Origin of the sequence: Chrysosporum bergii ANA360D (genome assembly GCF_029891735.1) — a bacterium.
GTDB classification, from domain to species: domain Bacteria; phylum Cyanobacteriota; class Cyanobacteriia; order Cyanobacteriales; family Nostocaceae; genus Umezakia; species Umezakia bergii.
This window is the reverse complement of the sequence record NZ_JANQDH010000050.1, coordinates 1-21,551: the sequence shown is the minus strand read 5'-3', so window position 1 is coordinate 21,551 and position 21,551 is coordinate 1. Positions and strand designations below refer to the sequence as shown.

Below are 21,551 nucleotides of genomic sequence, written 5' to 3'. Positions count from 1 at the left end.
CATCTATATAGTTAACGAACCCACCGCCAAATCCATCATTACCAAACAGTAGCCCCATGAAGACCGCTCAGACAGCCACAGACCTCGTGCGGACTTACCTGCGTGAGATTGGCCGTGTACCACTCCTAACCCACGAGGAAGAAATTCACTATGGCAAACAGGTGCAATTTTCCCGTGTTCTGCACGATGTCAGGGATTCTCTTATCGACCAGTTAGGTCGAGAACCAAGTCTAGAAGAATGGGCTATAACAGCTAATTTAGAAGTAGCAGAGTTACAAAATGCCATCGCCCATGGTGAAATTGCTAAACGCAAGATGGTAGAAGCCAATTTGCGTCTAGTGGTATCAGTTGCCAAAAAATACATAAAGCGCAACGTTGATCTTCTGGACCTGATTCAGGAAGGTAGTATCGGGATGCAAAGGGGCGTAGAGAAATTTGACCCCACCAAAGGTTACAGATTTTCCACCTACGCTTATTGGTGGATACGTCAAGCCATCACCAGAGCCATAGCCGAAAAAGCTCGTACCATCCGCTTACCAATTCACATTACTGAAAAATTAAATAAAATTAAAAAAGCACAGCGCCACTTATCTCAAAAACTAGGACGCGCACCCTCAGCGGCTGAACTAGCCCAAGAATTAGACTTGACACCAAAGCAGGTACGAGAGTATCTAGAAAAAGCGCGTTTACCACTATCTTTAGATTTGCGGTTGGGCGATAACTACGACACCGAACTGGGAGAAATGTTAGAAGATCCAGGCGCTTCCCCAGAAGAATTTGTCATGCAATCTTCTCTCTCTCTTGACATAGAGCGATTGATGGGTGAACTCACACCCCAACAACAAGAAGTGATTAAACTACGCTTTGGGTTGCTTGATGGACAAGCTCTAACTTTGGCAAAAGTAGGCGATGTACTCAACATCAGCAGAGAACGAGTAAGGCAAATCGAAAGAGAAGCCTTAACAAAACTTCGCAAATCAAAAGCCAACATAAGCGAATATTTGGTGAGTTAAGTTTAAACCCAATTAACCCACTCTAACCAATAAATGCTTGTTGTTCACAGCCAAACACCACTACACTGAAAGGAGAAAATACACTACTTGAGGTACGGTTCCACCGACTTCAAAACAGCAATAGGACTGTTAAATTAAATAATAACAACAGTTCATAGCCAGTTGGATTTGGTAAACAACAGGCATTTACTATTTAAGTTGATTAAAGTTGCAAACACTACACTAGAATTAGTAGTGATAGTACAGGAGGTACAACATGAGTAACAAGTCCAATAAAGTCTCAGAATTTTTGAACGGTGAGTCAGAAAACACTAATATGTTATGGCAATACGTTAAATCCCTGAGTCCGGAAACAGTTACCCAGCTATCGAGACCCACTTCCTCTGAAGTTTTCCAGGTGATGGAGCGTAATATCATCGGACTATTAGGTAATCTACCTTCAGAACACTTTGACATCACAGTCACCACCAGCAGAGAAAGTCTAGGTCAACTACTTGCTTCAGCAATGATTAGCGGTTACTTTTTGCGTAACGCAGAACAGAGAATGAATTTTGAAACTGTTTTGCAAGGTAGCGAAACTAATCACAGCAACGAAACTGAGTAACATTTGCCAATTTTCCCTCAAAAATTGAACACATTGGGTTTATGCTTTGTTATATGTTATGGATAAACCCATTAAATTTAATCTCATCCAGGATTTTTGTAACCTAACTTCTCTAAAAGTAAACAGCAAGCTCGGCAGTATCTCAGTTTATTCTGCCGATTTTTGCTTGAATATATAGCTTTTCCTCAACGAGCGTAAATCGATATAAAATGTAGTGTCGGCATCTTACCCGCTACAGTACCAAATTAGGCTAAAACTCGCTATGTATTATCCATGACTGCAAATACTTCCTTACCACCCCACAAAATCATTGGTGTGGCTGTAATTTGGAACGACCACCAACAAATTTTAATTGATCGCCGTCTTCCAGAAGGTGTAATGGGTGGTTTATGGGAATTTCCTGGGGGAAAACTTGAGCCTGGCGAAACCATCCCAGAATGTATTAAACGGGAAATTAAAGAAGAACTAGCCATAGAAATTGAAGTGGGTAAGCATTTAATCACCATTGATCACACTTATAGCCACTTATCAGTCACTCTAACTGTCCATCACTGTCGTCTGCTCACAGGTATTCCTCAACCCATACAATGCGATCAGATTTGCTGGGTCAAATTAGATGACCTAGATAATTTTACCTTCCCCCCAGCTAATCATCAAATTATCGCCGCTTTAAGGCAGCAAGTCATCACCAATAAACAAGAACCAAATCACTTTTAGTCCCGAAATTTTATACAATAATTGCATAGAGTTTGATCAACAGCGTCAACAAGCAAATGCCTAAAACAGTTACCGAAGTCATGACCCGTGACCCCATTGTGGTGCAAAAAGAAACTCCACTCCAAGAAGCTATCCAAATTCTGGCAGAAAAACGCATCAGTGGCATACCTGTTGTGGATGATGGCAGTAAATTAGTGGGAATTATTTCAGAAACAGACCTAATGTGGCAAGAAACCGGCGTAACTCCCCCAGCCTACATTATGTTTCTTGATAGCGTCATTTACCTACAAAATCCAGCCACCTACGAACGCGAATTACACAAAGTTTTAGGGCAAACCGTAGGTGAAGTCATGAGTAAAAATCCCATAGCTATTTCCCCAGAACAAACCGTCAAGCAAGCAGCCCAACTCATGCAAGAGCGCAATGTTCACCGCTTACCCGTAATTAACAGCGCGAATCAAGTAGTTGGTATACTTACCCGTGGTGATATTGTCCGGGCAATGGCAGCCAGTTAAGATTAGTCTTGAAAAAAATTTTCCCAGAAAAACAAATGACTACTACCCCACAGTCCGTCCAACAAATGCTTAGTTCTCCCAATTTAGGCGATCGCTTGCGTGCCGTCAATCAAGCCCGTGATTTAGAACCAGCAAAAGCCTTTGAAATCATCCAAATAGCCATGAGCGATACTAACTCGCGAGTGAGATACTCAGCAGTAAGTCAAATGGACACCCTAGGAAACCAGAATTTAGAATTATCTTTAGATTTATTGCGTGGTCTACTCCATGACCCCGAACCAGATGTCCAAGCCGCAGCAGCCGATTGTTTAGGCGCTCTAAAGCTGCATGATGCCTTTGAAGACCTACAGCAACTCTACCACCAAACCCCAGAATGGCTAGTAAAATTCAGCATTATTGCCACATTAGGCGAGTTAGGCGATCCGCGAGCATTTGAACTACTCAAACAAGCACTGTTTTCAGAACATGAATTAGTGCAAACAGCAGCCATTAGTTCCCTCGGTGAGTTAGGAGATATACAAGCAATTCCCCTACTAGCGCCCTTCGCCAGCAACCCTGACTGGCAAATCCGTTATAGAGTTGCTCAAGCCTTAACTCGTTTAGGTGGTGCAGAAGCCCAAACTATTTTAGTAACTCTCTCCCAAGACCAAGTAGAAGCGGTAGCCCATGAAGCTAAAAAATCTTTAGCCTAAACCTAAATTAACCTCCATAAACTTGAGGCCAAGTCGTCACCACAAAAACCACCACCGCAGCAATAGCCAACACCCCTTGAATCAAATTGCCAATCAGAGAACCGACTATAATTCCTACACCAGCCTTAATTGCCAACCATAATTGACGGCGATAAATAAATTCACCAATAATTGCTCCCAACAGAGGTCCTAGTAAAATACCTAACAAAGGACCTCCAAAAGGCAAAGTCGGTAGTAAACCAACAAACCCCAGTATCAACCCCACCATTGCCCCTATTTGCCCCCACTTGCTAGCACCAGCTTTTTTTGCACCCAAGTAGCCAGCTAAAAAATCAACCCCAATACTGAGAATTAAAACTATAATTGTCACCGTCAGTGGTATTTTAATCGCCGCCAAGGAACCACCCAAAACACCCCAAATAATAATAGAAATTAAAATCAAGCTGCTTCCAGGAAGCCCAGGAACCACTGAACCAATGATTCCCACCACCATAATCATGATTAATAGCCAATAAATAACTTGCATAATTGGTAATTTTTAACCTGCTTCAGAGATTTGCTCTTTTACCCAACTGCGAAAAGCACCCTTAGCTGCCATTTCCCCAATTTGCCGGCTTTCTTCTATAAATCTGGGAATTTCCCTCACCCCTATCGGTGCAAACGTAGGGCTAAACTCAACTTCTGAGTATTGATTGTTTGATAGAGTGTAAATTCGTAAAACAGTACCGTCGTATCTCCAAAACTCAGGGATACCCATAGCAGCATAAAGAGACAATTTATCTATTTTCGGTCGGGAATAATCTATCTCTAATACAATATCTGGTGGTGGATCTTGATTTAAATCAATATTTTCTTTACTTCTGACAATCAATTCATTGTGAATGTAATAACTGCTATCTGGTTCCGCCCCTTTCTCCACATCATCCCGGCTCAAGGTCAATGAACCTGTTGTTTTTACTTCTAAGCTCAACTCCTCACATAACAGGAGAATAAAACCTTCAATCAGCCGGTTTGAGTTCTCATGCAGCATGAGTGGAGTCATGATTTCTACCATACCATTGTCGTAAGCTAATCGAGATTGGCGTGTATTACCCATATCCGTCAGCATGGCTTTGAAAGTCCGCCAGCTAATCTTCTTCAGCAAAGTTCTTGTTTCAGGGAGTAATACTGTTGTCAGCATTTAAGTAATTAAAATAACATTTTATTTCAATGTTACTGCTAATTTATCAGCAATTCCAGCAATCCAATTTTCATCTTGTTTCGTGTAACTGCGGGGCGCATTAGCCCCTAAAATCAAAACCCCTTGATCACCAATCGGTTGACAAATTACACCTTGGGTATTCTCCGGTAAGTAATCAAATTCAATTCTGCCTGGATATACCTTTAAAGCAACCAAATAAACCGGCTTTTGTGTTTCCAATACTCGTTTTAAGATCGGACCCGCCACAACTTCCGACTTAGCACCGAGAATACCGCGACGCAACAAAACTTGACCCTGATAATATACTACCAGCGATCGCGTTACCGTATTAGTCAATAATAAACGGGATGCCCAGGCTAATTCTGTTTTAACAGCTTCCGGCAAATCTGCCGCCAGTTCAAAACCTTCCTTACCAATTAATTCTACAGTATCAGGCGATCGCGGCTGTACTTGCTGCCAAATTAAACCCGTTAAAATCAACACCGCGCTCAAAATTACCCCTACCACATCCCCCCGCGCTTGTGACTCCGTTAATTCTGGAGTCAGCAAACGATTAATCAGCAACAAAACAGCCCCCAACCCGCCAACAGCCAAGGGTAAACGCCTTACAATTACATTGGGATCAGATTTAGCCATTAGCCGTTAGTCATTGGTCATTGGTCATGTCCGCCTATTCTTCACCGGGTTCAATTATCCTTTGAAATAAATAACCAGTACCCCTAGCTGTGAGAATTAACTCCGGGTTACTAGGATCATCTTCCAACTTCGCCCGCAGCCGAGAAATATGTACATCTACCACACGGGTATCTACATGACGTTCTGGTGTATAACCCCATACTTCTTGCAAAATTTCCGAACGGGAAAAAGCCTCTCCAGAACGGCTAACCAGCAACTCCAGAAGGCTAAACTCCATTCCTGTCAAGCGAATACGTTCATCACCCTTATAAACTTGCCGTTTATTGGTATCTATTTTAATATTACCAACATGAATCACCCCAGAGCTAGGAATCCCCGAAGCTCCGGTTTTGTCCACTCGTCGTAACACCGAGCGAATCCGTGCTTCTAACTCCTTAGGGGAAAAAGGTTTCACCACATAATCATCAGCACCCAACTCTAACCCAGTGATGCGATCGGCAACGTCCCCCAAGGCTGTTAGCATAATGATCGGGACATCGGACTCCTTACGCAATTCTTGACACACACCGTAGCCATCCAGCTTTGGCATCATCACATCTAACACCACTAAATCAGGTTCAGCCTTGCGAAAAGTTTCTAAAGCTTCCTCCCCGTCTCCAGCCGTTACCACATCGTAGCCAATCATGGAAAGGCGCGTTTCCAAAATCCGGCGAATGCTGGCTTCGTCGTCTACCACCAGGATTTTTTCTTTATGGCTTTCCAAGTTTCTCAACGCTCCCTAACTAAATTTTCTCATTATGATTTTTTATTACCATAATATTAAGATATCATTCCTTCCATTGATTGAGAAAAACCCGGATCTTTTACTATTCTTTGATGCTCAGTTTAGCTGAAAGATTTTTTCATAACTTTTTAAGAATGTCAAAGCCAAAAACCTCCTTCATTTGTAACCAATGTGGATCAGAATCTTCTCAATGGTTTGGCAAGTGTCCCACCTGCGGTACTTACAACTCCCTAGAAGAGCAAATTTGTATCCAATCCTCAGTAGACATACCTTCCAGAGGAGGAATTAGCAACTGGCAAAACAATCAAAATAACGACAAATCCCCTCTAAAACCAGCAAAACCACGCTCTTCCCTCACCTTTGATCAAATCAGCGATCGCCAAATCGCCCGTTGGGAGTCTGGTTACTCTGAACTAGACCGGGTACTAGGCGGAGGAATTGTTCCTGGTTCCATGGTTCTCATTGGTGGTGATCCCGGTATTGGTAAATCTACCTTACTACTACAAGTTTCCAGTCAACTGGCCAAAAAATACCGCATTCTCTACATCACCGGCGAAGAATCAGGACAACAAGTCAAATTGCGAGCTTCCCGCTTGGGAGTGTCAAAAATTCCTGAGCTACCCACCCAGGAAAATCAGGAAAAGGAACAAAATAACAGCATAGCCCCAGAAAGCGAAGAGAGTAAAAATGCCGATCTGTATGTATTGCCAGAAACAGATTTAGAAGAGATTTTGCGAGAGATAGACTCCCTCAGACCCAACTTAGCAGTAATTGATAGTATTCAAACAGTATTCTTTCCCGCCCTAACATCCGCACCAGGTTCAGTCGCCCAAGTCAGGGAATGTACCGCAGCACTCATGAAAGTAGCCAAGCATGAAGATATTACCATGTTAATCGTCGGACACGTCACCAAAGAAGGAGCCATCGCCGGACCAAAAGTTTTAGAACACCTAGTAGACACAGTACTATACTTTGAGGGCGATCGCTTTGCCTCCCATCGGTTATTAAGAACAGTTAAAAACCGTTTTGGCGCAACTCACGAAATCGGTATCTTTGAAATGATCGAACATGGACTACAAGAAGTGTCCAACCCTTCAGAGCTATTTTTAGGTAACCGTGATGATCCAGCCCCAGGAACAGCAATTGTCGTAGCTTGCGAAGGTACTCGCCCCATCGTCGTCGAATTACAAGCCTTAGTTAGTCCCACCAGTTACCCCTCACCCCGACGCGCCGGCACAGGGATAGACTATAATCGTCTCGTGCAAATTCTCGCCGTCCTGGAAAAACGGGTAGGGATTCCCATGTCTAAACTAGATTCTTACGTAGCCTCCGCCGGTGGCTTGAATGTAGCAGAACCAGCAGTAGACCTAGGAGTCGCCATCGCCATCGTCGCTAGTTTTCGCGATCGCATAGTTGATCCCAGTACAGTATTAATCGGTGAAGTCGGCCTAGGGGGACAAGTGCGCTCAGTATCCCAAATGGAACTGCGACTAAAAGAAGCCGCCAAACTGGGATTTAAACGAGCCATCGTTCCCAAAGGGCAAAAATACTCAGACCATAACATAGAAATATTACCAGTCTCCAAAGTCATAGATGCCATTATTGCCGCCATCCCACACCAAACCCTAGAAGCCAGGGATTTAGAGCTAGGTGAAGACGAAACCGAATAAAATATAATCAAACTACCGTTTTTACCTATCGTGTGGAATCCAGGAAAGCAACTATTTGGTGGGCGCTACATCATCGATAAATACTTAGGTGAAGGTGGAATTGGTATTACCTACCTAGCCAGAAATCAACAAGGTAAACTCCTGGTAATTAAAACCCTGCGAGAAGAAATACTCAATAATCAGGCTTGGATCACAGATCAAAATAGACTCAAGCAAAACTTCAAAGAAGAAGCATTACGCCTAGCCTTATGTCGCCATCCCCACATTGTAGAAATCGAAAACGTCTTCCATCACAACCACTTACCCTGTATGGCGATGGAATATATCCAAGGGGAAGATTTAAGCAGGCGGATCAATCAAACAGGAGCATTACCAGAAGCAGAAGCCCTGAAATATATTCAACAAATTGGTAGTGCTTTAACCTTGGTTCATGAAAAAGGCCTACTGCATCGGGACTTAAAACCAAGTAACATCATGATGCGCGCAGGTAAAGCCGAAGCCGTACTCATTGATTTTGGCATTGCTAGACAATTTATTCCCGGCGCAATCTTACAACACACAGAAAGTCTTACCCCCGGTTATGCACCCCCAGAACAATATCTACCCATAGAAGAACGAGGAGAATATATTGATGTTTACGCCCTAGCCGCCACATTATATTCCTTGCTAACCGGCGAATTACCCATGTCAGCACCAGTCAGACTGCAAAACTTTACCCTACCATCACCCAAAAGTTTAAATCCCAGTATTACCGACAGGGTGAATGAAGCAATTATAGAGGGAATGGCACTAAATTACAAACTTCGTCCCCAAACCGTGCAGCAGTGGCTGGATTTATTAAATAGGGAAATCATCTCACCAACACAGCCAGAAACACCTCATCCCCATACACCCCCACATTGGCAATGTGTACGCATCATCCCCGGTAATTCCGGAATAGTAGCCTTTAGCCCCAAAGAACATATACTAGCAAGTGTAGCTGGTAGCGCCATTCACCTATTATCAGCCACTACAGGTCAACTTATCCGCACCCTCATCAGTCACTCTGCATCAGTTAATTCCCTAGCCTTTAGTAGTGATGGACAAATCCTAGCCAGTCGCAGTAATGATAACACCATCAAACTGTGGTCAGTAGCCACAGGCAGAGAAATTCGCACCCTCACCTGTCATTCCCAATCAATCAACTCCCTAGCCTTTAGTAATGATGGACGAATCCTAGCCAGTGGTAATTGGGAAAGTATTAAATTATGGGACCTAGCAACAGGTAGAGAAATTTACACCCTGATCAGCCATTCTCAAACCGTTAACTCCCTAGCCTTCAGTACTGATGGGCGAATCCTCGCTAGTGGTCATCATAACCACACCATCACCCTATGGGATTTGCTCACAGGTAGAGAAATTTACACCCTCATCAGTCATTCTCAACCCGTTAACTCCGTCGCCTTTAGCACTGATGGGCGAATCCTAGCCAGTGGTAGCTCGGATAACACCATTAAATTATGGGACGTAGCAACAGGTAGAGAAATCTACACCCTCATCAGTCATTCTGAATCAATTAACTCCGTCGCCTTTAGCACTGATGGGCGAATCCTAGCCAGTGGTAGCTCAGATAACACCATTAAATTATGGGACGTAGCAACAGGTAGAGAAATCTACACCCTCATCGGTCATTCTGAATCAATTAACTCCCTAGCCTTCAGTAGTGATGGGCAAATCCTAGCTAGTGGTAGTCATGATTACACCATCAAACTATGGCAGGTGAACACAGGTAAAGCAATTAACACCTTCACCGCTTGTTACCCTAAATCTGTAGCCTTCAGTAGTGATGGGCAAATCCTAGCTAGTGGTATTTATGACCACACCATCAAACTGTGGGATGTCACCACCGGGAAAGAAATTCACACCCTTTCAGGTCATTCTAACTGGGTTCACTCCCTAGCTTTCAGTGATGACAGACAGATTCTGGCCAGTACTAGCTATGACCACACCATCAAACTGTGGGATGTCACCACCGGGAAAGCAATTCACACCCTCTCCGGTCACTCTAAATCAGTAAAATCTGTAGCCTTCAGTGGAGACGGCCAAGTTTTAGTTAGTGCTAGTCCTGACAAAACTATTAAACTCTGGTCAGTAACCACCGGGAAAGAAATTCGCACCCTGACTCGACATTTTGGCTGGGTTCATTCAGTAGCCTTTAGTGGTAATGGGCAAATTCTCGCTAGTGGTATTAGAGACAACACCATCAAACTCTCGGATATCACCACCGGGAAAGAAATTCGCACCCTCATAGGTCATTCTAACTGGGTTTATTCAATAGCCTTTAGTGGTGATGGGCAGATTCTCGCTAGTGGTAGTTTGGACAGAACTATCAAATTATGGGAAGTAGCAACAGGGCGAGAAATTCGCACCCTCATAGGTCATTCTCAATCTGTTAATTCTCTAGCCTTCAGTGGTGATGGGCGCATTCTCGCTAGTGCTAGTCATGACCACACAGTCAAATTATGGGAAGTAGCAACAGGACGAGAAATTTGCACCCTCAATCACTTTGACTCAGTTAATTCCGTCATCTTTAGCCCCAACGGAGATTGGCTAGTAGCCGGAGATGATAGCGGTAATATCAAAATTTGGCGATTAACTTCCCCAATGCTGTAGCTAACTGAGTTACAGTTTAATCACCAACCACAAAGGCACAGGAGTTTGACATTTAAAAAAAAAAAATTAAAAATAATTAACAAATATTAATTAATGTAACATTTCTTAAACACGTGAGACACAAACGAAAATCACCAAAACCCCAAAACCTAGTATTTGAGAGATTGATGGCAATCATTGCCACCCTTAATTTATGCTTAGTGTTGTTTGATTGGACTTACGTACCTTGGCGAGATTTCTATTTACGGAATTTTCCCCTCATCAGCCACATTTATGACCCCATTAAGGGAATTGAACACCATAGAGAAACTCAAAATTATTTGAATCAAGTAGACGCACTCCAACAACAGATTAGTCAAACAGGTTTAACGTCATCAGAGGTTAAAACCAAATTAAAAGAACTTGACCGTCTCAGCGCGGAAATGATAGACTCTAATCCATTTGCAGCAGCAAATAAGAGTGGTAACTTTGAAAAAGCCAAAAATCGGATGCGCGACCACATAGGTAAAGAGTCCGCAAAACAGTCTTTTGCTCAATTTTGGAGTCAAGAATATTTATCTCAACAGGGGTGGAACCAAGAAATTAATTTTTTTAACAGGCAAATTCGTCCTTTAATCGCCACCAACTACTTTCGCAGCATCGGAGAAAATGGCGAATTACTGGATAATTTTTGGCTGTTAGACCTACCATTTGTATTATTATTTAGCGTAGAGTTACTGGCGCGTTGCTTTATATTACGCAGTCGTCATCCTAGTTTTACCTGGGTCAATGCCATATTGTGGCGCTGGTACGACCTATTTCTACTGCTACCTTTTGTGCGATGGTTACGCATCCTACCCGTCATGATTCGCCTACACCAAGCCCAGTTATTAAACCTGCAACCGTTACAGCAACAAATAAATCAATCAATACTAGCTAATTTTGCCGAAGACCTCACAGAAATAGTCGTAGTCAGAGTAATTAACCAAATTCAGGGTTCCATTCGCCGCGGTGACTTCACCACCTGGCTCAAGCCAAAACAAAACTTGCGACCATACATAGACATTAATAATATCAATGAAGTAGAAGCGATCGCAGGTATTTTGGTGCAAACATTAGTTTATCAAGTGTTGCCCCAAATTCAACCCGAAATAACCGCCATTTTGCGCCACAATATTGCTAACACCATCAGTCAAGTCCCCGTTTACCGTAACCTGCACCATATTCCAGGGTTGGGAGATATGCAAAACCAACTCAGCCAACAACTAGCCAATCAAATCACCACCAACCTTTACAGCGCCGTCACCGCGGCCATGGAAGATCCCCTAGGAGCAAAACTTTCCAGTCAACTAGCAGAAAAATTCACCCAAGCCCTAGGGGAAGAAATACAGCAAAAACACGTACTGGCAGAAATACAAAGCTTAATGTTCGACTTTCTCGAAGAAGTCAAGCTCAACTATGTGCAACGCCTCTCCCAAGAAGACATAGACCAGATTATAGAGCAGACCAGACAAATCAGAACACAAACATCCGTCCAGCCCTTGGTAAATAAAACCACTGTTCTCCCACTCAAAAACGAAAATTAGCTAAACACGAGATAGATTAACGAAATGAAAAGAACAACGGCAGAAAATATCCACTAACCACTCATCACCAATGACTATTGACTATTGATTATTAAAGAAATGCGCTAAACTCAGAGTAGAGACGAACCATGATTGATTCGTCATCAGACTTCTTGGAAGATATCCCTATCGCAGGAAGTGGGTCGATGCCCACTTTTTTTATTGAAATTTCCCATGACTCATCCGTTAATTCCACAAATTATTGATTTAGCAACACCAGTAGCAGCAGAACTGGGCTTGGAAGTTGTTGGCATAGTATTTCACACCAACCAGCGTCCACCAGTATTACGGGTAGACATTCGCAATTCCCAGCAGGACACTGGACTGAATGATTGTGAGCGGATGAGTCGCGCCTTAGAAACTTCCTTAGATGCGGCAGAGATCATTCCAGATACCTACGTCTTGGAAGTATCTAGTCCAGGAATTTCACGGCAATTAGTCACAGACAGAGAATTTATTTCCTTTAAAGGATTTCCTGTGAGCATCTCCACCTCCCAACCCTACGAAGGACAGCAAGAGTGGACTGGTCAGTTGATTCGCCGGGACGAAACCAATGTTTACTTAAACCAAAAAGGTCGCGTTATCGAAATTCCCCGCACCCTCATCGCCAGGGTGCAGCTAGATGAGCGCCGCTAGACCAGGAACCAAAGGCCAAAGGCTAGAGACTGGAAACTAAGAGCTAGGGAGTAGAGTCTAACTTTCCTCTAATCCCTCATCTTTAATGCCCAATTGATCACTCAGAACACCCTTGTACAAACCAGTCGCTAGTCGCTACAACAAAGGAACCCCAGCAACCTGTTGGCGCATCAATCAGGTCTCTACTTTGCCTGATGGCTATTTTTTAGACCATAATTTTAAAGGAGATTACTTATGTCAATGGTTAGTTTACCAGGATTAAAAGAACTAATTGAAAATATAAGTCGTGAGCGCAATTTGCCACGTTTAGCAGTTCAATCAGCCATTAGAGAAGCATTACTTAAAGGTTACGAACGCTTTCGTCGCGCCCAAAACTTAGAAAAAAAACACTTTGATGAAGAATATTTTGATAATTTTGAGGTAGAACTTGACATCGAAGCAGAAGGATTCCGCGTTCTTTCCACTAAAGGCATTGTGGAAGCAGTGGATAACTCCGATCATCAAATTTCCTTAGATGAAGTACAACAAGTAGCCCCCGAAGCACAGTTAGGAGATTCCGTAGTCTTGGATGTAACGCCAGATCAAAGTGACTTCGGTCGCATGGCAGCAATGCAAACCAAGCAAGTACTGGCGCAGAAACTCCGGGATCAACAACGGCAAATGGTACAAGAAGAGTTCCAAGACCTAGAAGGAACCGTTTTGCAAGCCAGAGTTTTGCGATTTGAGAGACAATCAGTAATTTTGGCAGTAACCAGTGGTTTTGGGCAGCCAGAAGTCGAAGCTGAATTACCCAAGCGAGAACAACTACCTAACGACAATTATCGCGCAAATGCCACCTTTAAGGTATATCTCAAAAAAGTTTCCCAGGGGCAACAACGGGGCCCCCAGTTGCAAGTGTCTCGCGCTGACGCAGGCTTAGTAGTTTATCTATTTGCCAACGAAGTCCCGGAAATTGAAGATGAAGTAGTGCGAATTGTAGCCGTAGCACGAGAAGCTAATCCCCCTTCCCGTCATGTAGGACCGAGAACTAAAATTGCTGTTGATACCTTAGATCGTGATGTAGACCCAGTAGGGGCCTGTATTGGTGCCAGAGGATCCCGGATTCAAGTAGTAGTCAACGAATTACGCGGCGAAAAAATAGATGTAATTCGTTGGTCTCCAGATCCATCTACATATATCGCTAACGCCTTGAGTCCCGCCCGCGTCGATGAAGTCCGCCTCATGGACCCAGAAACCAGGCAAACCCATGTACTAGTGGCAGAAGATCAACTCAGTTTAGCTATTGGTAAAGAAGGGCAAAATGTCCGTTTAGCAGCTCGCTTAACAGGTTGGAAAATCGACATTAAAGACAAAGCTAAGTACGACTATGTAGGAGAAGATACTAAATTTGCTGCCGCCAGGGCTAATCATGGACTAGAGGAAGATGATCCAGAAGTCAAGAGGCTAGATGATGAAAATCAAGAAAAACTAAAAGAGGAAGAATTTTTGCAGACCAGTGAGCAAGATTAATTTATTAGTCTGGTGACTACTCTTGTGGAGTTCTGCTACCATTGACAACATTACAAGTCTTAACGATTACCAGGAATTAACTTTATTTTCACCATTGCTCACCTGTAGTCAAAAAAGACCAATGAAACCCAATTATCGGCGTTGTATTAGTTGTCGCCAAGTAGGCTTGAAACAAGACTTTTGGAGGATAGTCCGCGTCTTTCCATCAGGAAAGGTACAATTAGATCAGGGCATGGGGCGTTCTGCCTACATTTGCCCACAAACCGGTTGCCTGCAAGCAGCTCAGAAAAAAAATCGACTAGGGCGATCGCTACAAGCATCAGTGCCAGAAGCACTGTATCAAACACTGTGGCAGCGTCTAGCCCAAACCAATCCCCAAAATCAAAATTAACATCAGGTGAAAAAAAGTTCTGGCGGTAATCCCCAGAGTACTTGTGCTAAAAGCCGACTCTGCAATTAATGGGGTAAATGCCAAAATAGTAAATGGGTGTAGCAAGCTGCAACTTTTTACTACAAAAGTAGCAGAACAATACTCCCAACCAGTTTTACTAGATTGTGTTGTGGAAAACTCAGAATCAGCAAAACAAACAAGTAAAGAATGGCAACCTGGTAGCGATCAAGCGCACCTTGGCATTAACCATCATTTCCGGTGGAAATGCCAGAGTTAAACCAAAACATCTCTCTTTCCTGATTGGAGGCACCGGCAAAATCACCAAGGGCAACCAAAAAACAGTAATCCAAGGATGGAGATGTCCAAAACCAGGCAACCATCCGCCAAAAAACTGTAAATTAAAGGGGAAGAGTGGATGAACAACAGTAAAGTTAGAATCTACGAATTATCAAAGGAATTGAATTTGGATAACAAAGAGCTATTAGCAATTTGCGACCAGCTCAACATTGCGGTCAAAAGCCATAGCAGCACAATCTCAGAATCTGAAGCAGAACGCATCCGCACCACTGCCGAAAAACTGGCAGCCACCAATGGGATGCACAAAAAGCAACAAGGTACATCAAGCCATAAACTAAATTCATCACCAACCGGATCTCGCAACCGACTAACCCCACCACACAAACAGCAAATTTTGGAAATTGTTAAACCCAAAGCCCCAGAAGCCCCAGTTGCTAATCATAGCCAACCTGCTTCTTCCGCAGTTAATTCTCCTTCACCACCACAGCAACTTCATACACAAGTCTCACCCATGAAGCCGACGGCACCAATTCGACCTGTACCCCGGAATCAATCTGAGACCTCACCAGAACCTGCAAATAAACAAGCAGATAAAGTTTCTAAGACAGAGGCATCGGAAACAAGAGTAACCGGAAAACCTGAAAAACCGGTTTCAGCCAAACCAAAAACAGAAAAACCGCAAAAACCCAATCTGGCGGGCCCACCTGCTAGACCCTCTGCGGCTACTTCTCCCGCGGATGCTGACCAGTCTACTACAAGAGAGAAACCGGTACTCAAACGAGATCGAGATCAAGCCAAGCACAAGGTTGTGAAGCCAACCACCAAGGAAGGCCCACAACCTCCAGTGGCAAAACAAGCCCGTCCTACCCCATCTCCAGTAAAATCGGAGTCAAAAGGAAGAAGACCAGGCGCACCAACACCAGCAGCAGAGGGAGCAAAACCCAGGAGACCAGTACGTCCCTCAGAACCAGTAGCGGCCATGCCACTTGCCACCCCGCCTAAACCAATGTTAGGCGCACCAGCAAAAGGAAACATAGAGGACAATGATGAAGTCCCAGCCGAACTACTGGATTTGAAACGCCCCATCCCACCGCGTTTAGCTAAAGGTGGTAAAAAGCGTCAAGAAGAAGAAATCATTGACGAAATCAAAGAAAAGCCCGGCAAATTAGGAATTAAAGGTAAGCGGGTCAAACCAATTGTTGAAGATGACTTTGAAGATGACGATTTACTGGACGAGGACGATGAAAACTCCCCAGACACCCTCCAAGTCAGTCTTTCTATCGCCCGTCCTCCTAAACCAAAAGCAGCTAGACCCGCACAGTCACCAACCGCAGCTATTAGCAGCCCAACTACCAGAGCTAAAAAATCCTTTGCTCGCCGCGACCATAACCGTCGCCAAGAAGTAGAGACTAAACCTGAGCGCCCAGAAAAATTACTGCTCACAGGGGAACCAATGACAGTCCAAGAACTGGCAGATGCTTTAGCTGTCGCCGATACGGAAATTGTAAAAATCCTCTTCCTCAAAGGCATGGCGGTGAGTATCACCCAGAATTTGGATTTCCCCACAATTACTTTGGTAGCTAAAGAGCTAGAAGTACCAGTGGAAACTGCCGAACCAGAAGCAGAAGCCCGGAAAGTCACAGAAATGCTGGATGTAGAAGATTTAGAATCACTCCAGCGCCGTCCCCCAGTAGTGACAATCATGGGTCATGTGGACCACGGTAAAACAACTCTGCTCGATTCAATTCGCAAAACCAAAGTAGCCTCTGGTGAAGCTGGTGGCATTACCCAGCACATTGGTGCATACCATGTAGATGTGCAACATGAAGGAAAAACCCAGCAGATAGTTTTCTTAGATACCCCCGGACACGAAGCGTTTACAGCCATGCGGGCACGGGGAACAAGGGTTACTGACATTGCCGTTTTGGTAGTGGCCGCTGATGACGGCGTTCGCCCTCAAACCATAGAAGCTATTAGCCACGCTCAAGCAGCCGAAGTGCCGATTATTGTAGCTATCAACAAAATTGATAAGGAAGGGGCACAACCAGAGCGCGTTAAACAAGAACTGACTAAGTATGGTCTCACCTCAGAAGAATGGGGCGGTGAAACTATCATGGTTCCCGTCAGTGCCATCAAAGGCGAAAACTTGGATACCCTCTTAGATATGATTCTGCTGGTATCAGAAGTAGCAGAATTATCTGCTAACCCAGATCGCTCTGCTAAAGGAACAGTCATTGAGGCACATCTGGATAAAGCTAAAGGCGCAGTTGCTACTCTGCTAATTCAGAATGGCACCTTGCGAGTGGGGGATATGTTGGTAGCAGGCTCGGCATTTGGTAAAGTGCGGGCTATGGTGGATGACCAAGGCAGAAGAGTAGATGTTGCTAGTCCCTCCTTCGCTGTCGAGGTACTCGGTTTAAGTGATGTGCCAGGCGCAGGCGATGAATTTGAAGTCTTCACCAACGAAAAAGAAGCCAGAGCGCTGGCAGGCGATCGCGCCGACAAACAACGTCTATCCCGCCTACTACAAGGACGTGTTACTCTGACAACTCTCTCGGCTCAAGCACAAGAAGGCGAGTTGAAAGAACTAAACTTGATCCTCAAGGCAGATGTACAAGGTTCTGTGGAAGCCATTGTGGGATCTCTCCGACAAATTCCTCAAAACGAAGTACAAATTAGGATGTTATTGGCTAGTGCTGGGGAAATAACAGAGACAGATATTGACCTCGCCGCAGCTAGTGGCGCTGTAATTATTGGCTTCAACACTACCTACGCCAGTGGCGCTAGACAAGCCGCCGACGAAGCGGGAGTAGATGTCAGGGAATACAATATCATCTACAAACTCTTGGAAGATATCCAAGGAGCCTTAGAAGGTCTTCTGGAACCAGAGTTAGTGGAAGAACCCCTGGGACAAACCGAAGTCCGGGCCGTCTTCCCCGTTGGTCGTGGAGCAGTTGCCGGCTGCTATGTACAATCGGGCAAACTGATTCGTAACTGTAAAGTCCGAGTCCGTCGCTCCGGTAAGGTCATCTACGAAGGCGTGCTTGATTCCCTCAAACGAATGAAAGAAGATGCGCGAGAAGTTAACTCCGGTTATGAATGCGGCATCAACATTGAGAAATTTCATGACTGGGTTGAAGGAGACACCATTGAAGCCTTCCAGATGGTAACTAAGCGTCGTACACTCACACTAACGAAATAGTGCTGGTTACTAATTGCCGGACCATCACCACAAAACCACAAATGATGAGTTTTGCGGCTTTTTCACCCAAAACTCATCACCCCACTCAACAGCAGTCATACCATTTCTTAATCAACTTCAGCCAAATATCTCTCTTGAGTTTTTTATCTCTCTCCCCTGCGGTTCCTTAGTTTAAACAGGTGTCCACCATTAACTCATTTTTAACAAACTTCTGTGGGTGTAACGGTATTTTAGTGACCAATCACACAGAATTGTTCAAATATAAAGATTATCTTGAGAAAAGATTAAGCAGCATTGAACTATTTTAAGCTTATGGGTTAATCAAACAATGATCTGGCTATTTTCAGACCAAGGAGAGATTAACCCAAACTCGGACAAACCCTTAAACTAGACCCTGTAAAGTCTTAATCCAATAGAAAACTGCCATAAATGTTAAAATTAAAACTGGAGGATAAAGTACTATGGTTCAAATTCCAGCCGCTAGCGATCGCCAATTTTCTGCTGACTCGGAAATTTGGTACGGTCTGAAATGCGCCATCGCCACAAGTTCAGGTTTTCAACGCTGGCAATTAGAACACTATAGCCAACTACAGGAACTTCACATAGAACAACAGGTGCAAATATATTTAAGAGAAACTTTAGAAACCTTAGCTTATTAAAAACTTAGCAAACCTACTTGTAAGCAGCAAAGTTGATGGTCAGCATTCTCCCAGCCCTTTCCGTCAACTCCTGTCCTCTCACTCCTAGCGGGCCGTTAACCTCACCAGCCCCTGCTGCTTAAAAAAATAATTATTTATGTTTTTTTGCGAAACTTAGCTGATTTGTTACCAGTCATCCGATATAGTTAACCATGGCTTGCATAGCTCTTAGCTACTATATTTGACCCGGGCTAACTAACCATAATTCAGCTAAACACCAACATAAAATGAAATATCGCAGTCTTCATATTTCCACAGATGCGCCACGCCATCTCTCAGCCAAAAATTTTCGCCTTTTGTTGAGCAGTCCCTGGAAATCTACCTTATCCCTGGGATTTCGACTCACAGCCTTGTTACTTCTATCTGGTGGTTTTATATTACCGAGTACTCAGGCCAATACTCCTGTTAGCCACCAAAAAGCAACAGCCTTGAATTTAATAGCACAAGTTCCCACATCTGCAACGGTAATTTACGTTAATCCACAAAACGGTGTAGATACCCCTGGTGTAGGTACTAGCGAAGCTACCCCTTATAAAACTATTACTTTTGCTCTCAAACAAGCTCAACCAGGTACAATTATTCAACTAGCACCGGGAACCTATAACAGCGAATCTGGAGAACAGTTTCCTCTGTTACTTAACCCAGGAGTCACCCTGCGGGGAAATGAATCTAGCAAAGGTCAGGGAGTCTTAATTACTGGTGGTGGTGCTTACATCAGTCGTACTTTTGCCAGCCAAAATATTGCCATCTTAGCAGGAGAAAATACTACCATCACAGGTTTAACTGTCACTAACCAAAATCAGCGTGGTACCGCAGTGTGGGTAGAATCTAGCAACCCAACCATTAAAAATAATACTTTTAATAACAGTGCCAGAGAGGGTGTTTTTGTTACAGGGACAAGTAAGCCCACAGTGGAAAATAACCTGTTTGCCCAAAACAAAGGTAACGGTATTTCCATAACTAAAAGCGCCCAAGGTGAAATTCGCAATAACTTGTTTCAAGATACAGGTTTTGGTCTAGCCATCGGTGGGACCTCCACACCTCTAGTTGAGTCTAACCAAATCATCCAAAACCAAGATGGTCTGTATATTTCAGAATCTGCCAAACCCATCATACGTAAGAATGTAATTCAAAACAACAAGCGAGATGGTATTGTTGCCACCGTCCAGGCTCAACCTGACCTTGGTACTAATGACAGTCCAGGTGGCAACCTGATTCGCGGTAACACTCGTTATGATCTAAATAATGCCGCATCTGGTACAATTTCCGCTATTGGCAACGATATTGATAAAAACCGCATTTCTGGAAAAGTAAATTTTGCAGCTGCTACCGTTGACCCCCCCAACCTCCCCACTGGTCAAAACACTTTTGCAGATGTACCAGAAGGTTATTGGGCAAAAGCTTATATAGAAGCCCTAGCACAGCAGAATATCATTGCGGGTTTTCCAGATGGTACTTTCAAACCTAATGACCCTGTAACTCGCGCTCAATTTGCTACCATTATCACCAAAGCTTTGACACCACTATTTAAACGTCAGGGTTTTAATTTTAAAGATGTGGCCAATAATTTCTGGGCTTACGACGCTATTCAATCTGCCTACCGCAGCACATTTCTGGCAGGTTATCCCGATGGTAGATTTCAACCACAGCAACAAATTCCTCGAGTACAAGCACTAGTTTCTTTAGCTAACGGTCTAGGTTTCACCGTTAATGATCAGAGTGTTCTCTCCGTGTACAGCGATAATAAGCAAATTCCTAATTACGCAATTCAACCCGTGGCGGCTGCAACTACCAAGCAATTAGTAATTAACTACCCCACCACCAGAGAACTCAACCCCAACCGTCCTGCAAGTAGAGCAGAAATTGCTGCCTTTGTTTACCAAGCACTAGTGAATGCCGGACGTGTGGAAGCAATTCCCTCTCCTTATTTGGTAAAAGTTCAGTAAATTTTCAGCTTTGACACCTTCTGGTTTGACATACTCACCGACCTTCTAGGTCGGTGATTCTTGACATTGCCTGCCCATCCGTTTAAAGTCTTGCCCATGCCCCATACCGACTACTTAAAACCCCCTTTGTCTCCACCAGGGGAGATGTCAAGAACGTTTATGCCCCTTTTGCTCTTTGCGCCACAGAACAATCATCAAAGCTAAAATGCCCAGTTGAAGAGCCAAATTAGGCAAAGTACCATTAACATCTCTTCCAGCCAAGACCTGAAAGAAGAAAATAAATGCACCAATCAAAGCAGAAGCACCAAAACCAACATAAATAAATTGCCGCAAACCACGATAGGGGGCTGCCATTTCCGCTTTCAGGCGGGCATACTGTTCAGAATTCAGACCAGTTTGACGATTTGGTTTTACCATAAGTAAATAATGCTATAATATCTCACTGTACACGCCGATGTGGCTCAGTGGTAGAGCAGCTGATTCGTAATCAGCAGGCCACGGGTTCAAATCCCGTCATCGGCTTATAAGGTTTATAAGACTTACAGGCATTTAGAGGCATAGCCATAAAACCCTATAACCTGAGTTTATACCATTTTTATAAAAAAGCAACATACTACGTAAAGTAATTTTGTTTAATACGTACATAAGTACTATAACAAGTTGATATAAATATGGCATAATAATATTAGAGGCTAGAACCCTTACTGTATAACAGTTACAGCGTTTTATAGGGAGGGTCAAACCTTATAAGCCTTATACAGTAAGGGTTGTAGAATTTTCTTAT

At 43.7% G+C, this 21,551-nt stretch carries 20 protein-coding genes and 1 tRNA gene; 16 read left to right on the top strand and 5 right to left on the bottom strand.

Going from position 1 to position 21,551, the window contains the following annotated elements:
* The first annotated feature begins 56 nt into the window (after positions 1-56).
* The 5 genes from NWP17_RS07875 (at position 57) to nblB (ending at position 3,541) form a co-directional block, all read left to right on the top strand.
* Positions 57-1,013, top strand: a complete 957-nt coding sequence (locus NWP17_RS07875; RefSeq protein ID WP_280654362.1) for an RNA polymerase sigma factor, RpoD/SigA family — start codon at positions 57-59, stop codon at positions 1,011-1,013.
* Between the two features lie 256 nt (positions 1,014-1,269).
* A complete protein-coding gene (locus tag NWP17_RS07870) occupies positions 1,270-1,617 on the top strand; it encodes a DUF760 domain-containing protein (RefSeq protein WP_280654361.1) in 348 nt (115 codons plus the stop codon).
* 273 nt (positions 1,618-1,890) lie between these two features.
* Positions 1,891-2,334 carry an 8-oxo-dGTP diphosphatase MutT gene (mutT, locus tag NWP17_RS07865; protein WP_280654360.1) on the top strand — a complete coding sequence of 148 codons (444 nt, stop codon included), beginning with the start codon at positions 1,891-1,893 and terminating at the stop codon, positions 2,332-2,334.
* 56 nt (positions 2,335-2,390) lie between these two features.
* Positions 2,391-2,849 carry a CBS domain-containing protein gene (locus NWP17_RS07860; protein WP_280654359.1) on the top strand — a complete coding sequence of 153 codons (459 nt, stop codon included), beginning with the start codon at positions 2,391-2,393 and terminating at the stop codon, positions 2,847-2,849.
* Between the two features lie 35 nt (positions 2,850-2,884).
* On the top strand, positions 2,885-3,541 hold the full coding sequence (nblB, locus tag NWP17_RS07855) for a phycobilisome degradation protein NblB (protein ID WP_280654358.1): 657 nt from the start codon (positions 2,885-2,887) through the stop codon (positions 3,539-3,541).
* A gap of 7 nt (positions 3,542-3,548) precedes the next feature.
* Here the strand turns inward: nblB and NWP17_RS07850 are convergent, their stop codons facing one another.
* From NWP17_RS07850 to rpaB, 4 genes are read right to left on the bottom strand one after another with little or no spacing between them, the layout of a single operon-like run.
* Positions 3,549-4,067: a DUF456 domain-containing protein gene (locus NWP17_RS07850; protein WP_280654357.1), complete on the bottom strand. Its 519-nt coding sequence runs from the start codon at positions 4,065-4,067 to the stop codon at positions 3,549-3,551.
* Positions 4,068-4,079: 12 nt separating this feature from the next.
* Positions 4,080-4,721 (bottom strand): Uma2 family endonuclease, encoded by a 642-nt coding sequence (locus tag NWP17_RS07845; RefSeq protein WP_280654356.1) that lies wholly within the window; start codon positions 4,719-4,721, stop codon positions 4,080-4,082.
* Positions 4,722-4,742: 21 nt separating this feature from the next.
* The gene (locus tag NWP17_RS07840) at positions 4,743-5,378 is read right to left on the bottom strand and encodes a cofactor assembly of complex C subunit B (RefSeq protein ID WP_280654355.1); all 636 of its coding nucleotides are present in this window, start codon (positions 5,376-5,378) and stop codon (positions 4,743-4,745) included.
* 34 nt (positions 5,379-5,412) lie between these two features.
* On the bottom strand, positions 5,413-6,141 hold the full coding sequence (gene rpaB / locus NWP17_RS07835) for a response regulator transcription factor RpaB (protein WP_190409154.1): 729 nt from the start codon (positions 6,139-6,141) through the stop codon (positions 5,413-5,415).
* 155 nt (positions 6,142-6,296) lie between these two features.
* Here rpaB and radA point away from each other — a divergent pair, with 155 nt between their 5' ends.
* The 10 genes from radA to NWP17_RS07785 all read left to right on the top strand — a co-directional run bounded on the left by radA (position 6,297) and on the right by NWP17_RS07785 (position 20,767).
* On the top strand, positions 6,297-7,832 hold the full coding sequence (radA, locus tag NWP17_RS07830; protein WP_280654354.1) for a DNA repair protein RadA: 1,536 nt from the start codon (positions 6,297-6,299) through the stop codon (positions 7,830-7,832).
* A 27-nt stretch (positions 7,833-7,859) separates the two neighbouring features.
* The gene (locus NWP17_RS07825; RefSeq protein ID WP_342394002.1) at positions 7,860-10,484 is read left to right on the top strand and encodes a WD40 domain-containing protein; all 2,625 of its coding nucleotides are present in this window, start codon (positions 7,860-7,862) and stop codon (positions 10,482-10,484) included.
* Between the two features lie 167 nt (positions 10,485-10,651).
* Positions 10,652-12,049 carry a hypothetical protein gene (locus NWP17_RS07820; RefSeq protein ID WP_280654352.1) on the top strand — a complete coding sequence of 466 codons (1,398 nt, stop codon included), beginning with the start codon at positions 10,652-10,654 and terminating at the stop codon, positions 12,047-12,049.
* A 213-nt stretch (positions 12,050-12,262) separates the two neighbouring features.
* Complete coding sequence (gene rimP / locus NWP17_RS07815; RefSeq protein ID WP_280654351.1) at positions 12,263-12,724, top strand: ribosome maturation factor RimP; 462 nt, start codon at positions 12,263-12,265, stop codon at positions 12,722-12,724.
* Between the two features lie 234 nt (positions 12,725-12,958).
* Positions 12,959-14,233 (top strand): transcription termination factor NusA, encoded by a 1,275-nt coding sequence (nusA, locus tag NWP17_RS07810; protein ID WP_280654350.1) that lies wholly within the window; start codon positions 12,959-12,961, stop codon positions 14,231-14,233.
* A 121-nt stretch (positions 14,234-14,354) separates the two neighbouring features.
* Positions 14,355-14,624, top strand: a complete 270-nt coding sequence (locus NWP17_RS07805; protein ID WP_280654349.1) for a YlxR family protein — start codon at positions 14,355-14,357, stop codon at positions 14,622-14,624.
* A 43-nt stretch (positions 14,625-14,667) separates the two neighbouring features.
* On the top strand, positions 14,668-14,901 hold the full coding sequence (locus tag NWP17_RS07800) for a hypothetical protein (RefSeq protein ID WP_280654348.1): 234 nt from the start codon (positions 14,668-14,670) through the stop codon (positions 14,899-14,901).
* Positions 14,902-15,039: 138 nt separating this feature from the next.
* Entirely contained in the window at positions 15,040-18,123 is a 3,084-nt protein-coding gene (gene infB / locus NWP17_RS07795) for a translation initiation factor IF-2 (protein ID WP_280654347.1), read from the top strand.
* Between the two features lie 461 nt (positions 18,124-18,584).
* The gene (locus NWP17_RS07790; protein WP_280654346.1) at positions 18,585-18,782 is read left to right on the top strand and encodes a hypothetical protein; all 198 of its coding nucleotides are present in this window, start codon (positions 18,585-18,587) and stop codon (positions 18,780-18,782) included.
* A 266-nt stretch (positions 18,783-19,048) separates the two neighbouring features.
* Positions 19,049-20,767 carry a DUF1565 domain-containing protein gene (locus NWP17_RS07785; protein ID WP_280654345.1) on the top strand — a complete coding sequence of 573 codons (1,719 nt, stop codon included), beginning with the start codon at positions 19,049-19,051 and terminating at the stop codon, positions 20,765-20,767.
* 147 nt (positions 20,768-20,914) lie between these two features.
* Here NWP17_RS07785 and NWP17_RS07780 read toward each other — a convergent pair whose 3' ends face one another.
* A complete protein-coding gene (locus tag NWP17_RS07780; protein ID WP_280654344.1) occupies positions 20,915-21,184 on the bottom strand; it encodes a DUF3493 domain-containing protein in 270 nt (89 codons plus the stop codon).
* Positions 21,185-21,217: 33 nt separating this feature from the next.
* Between NWP17_RS07780 and NWP17_RS07775 the strand changes: the two genes are divergently transcribed.
* A tRNA-Thr gene (locus NWP17_RS07775) sits at positions 21,218-21,289 on the top strand.
* Positions 21,290-21,551 lie beyond the last annotated feature (262 nt).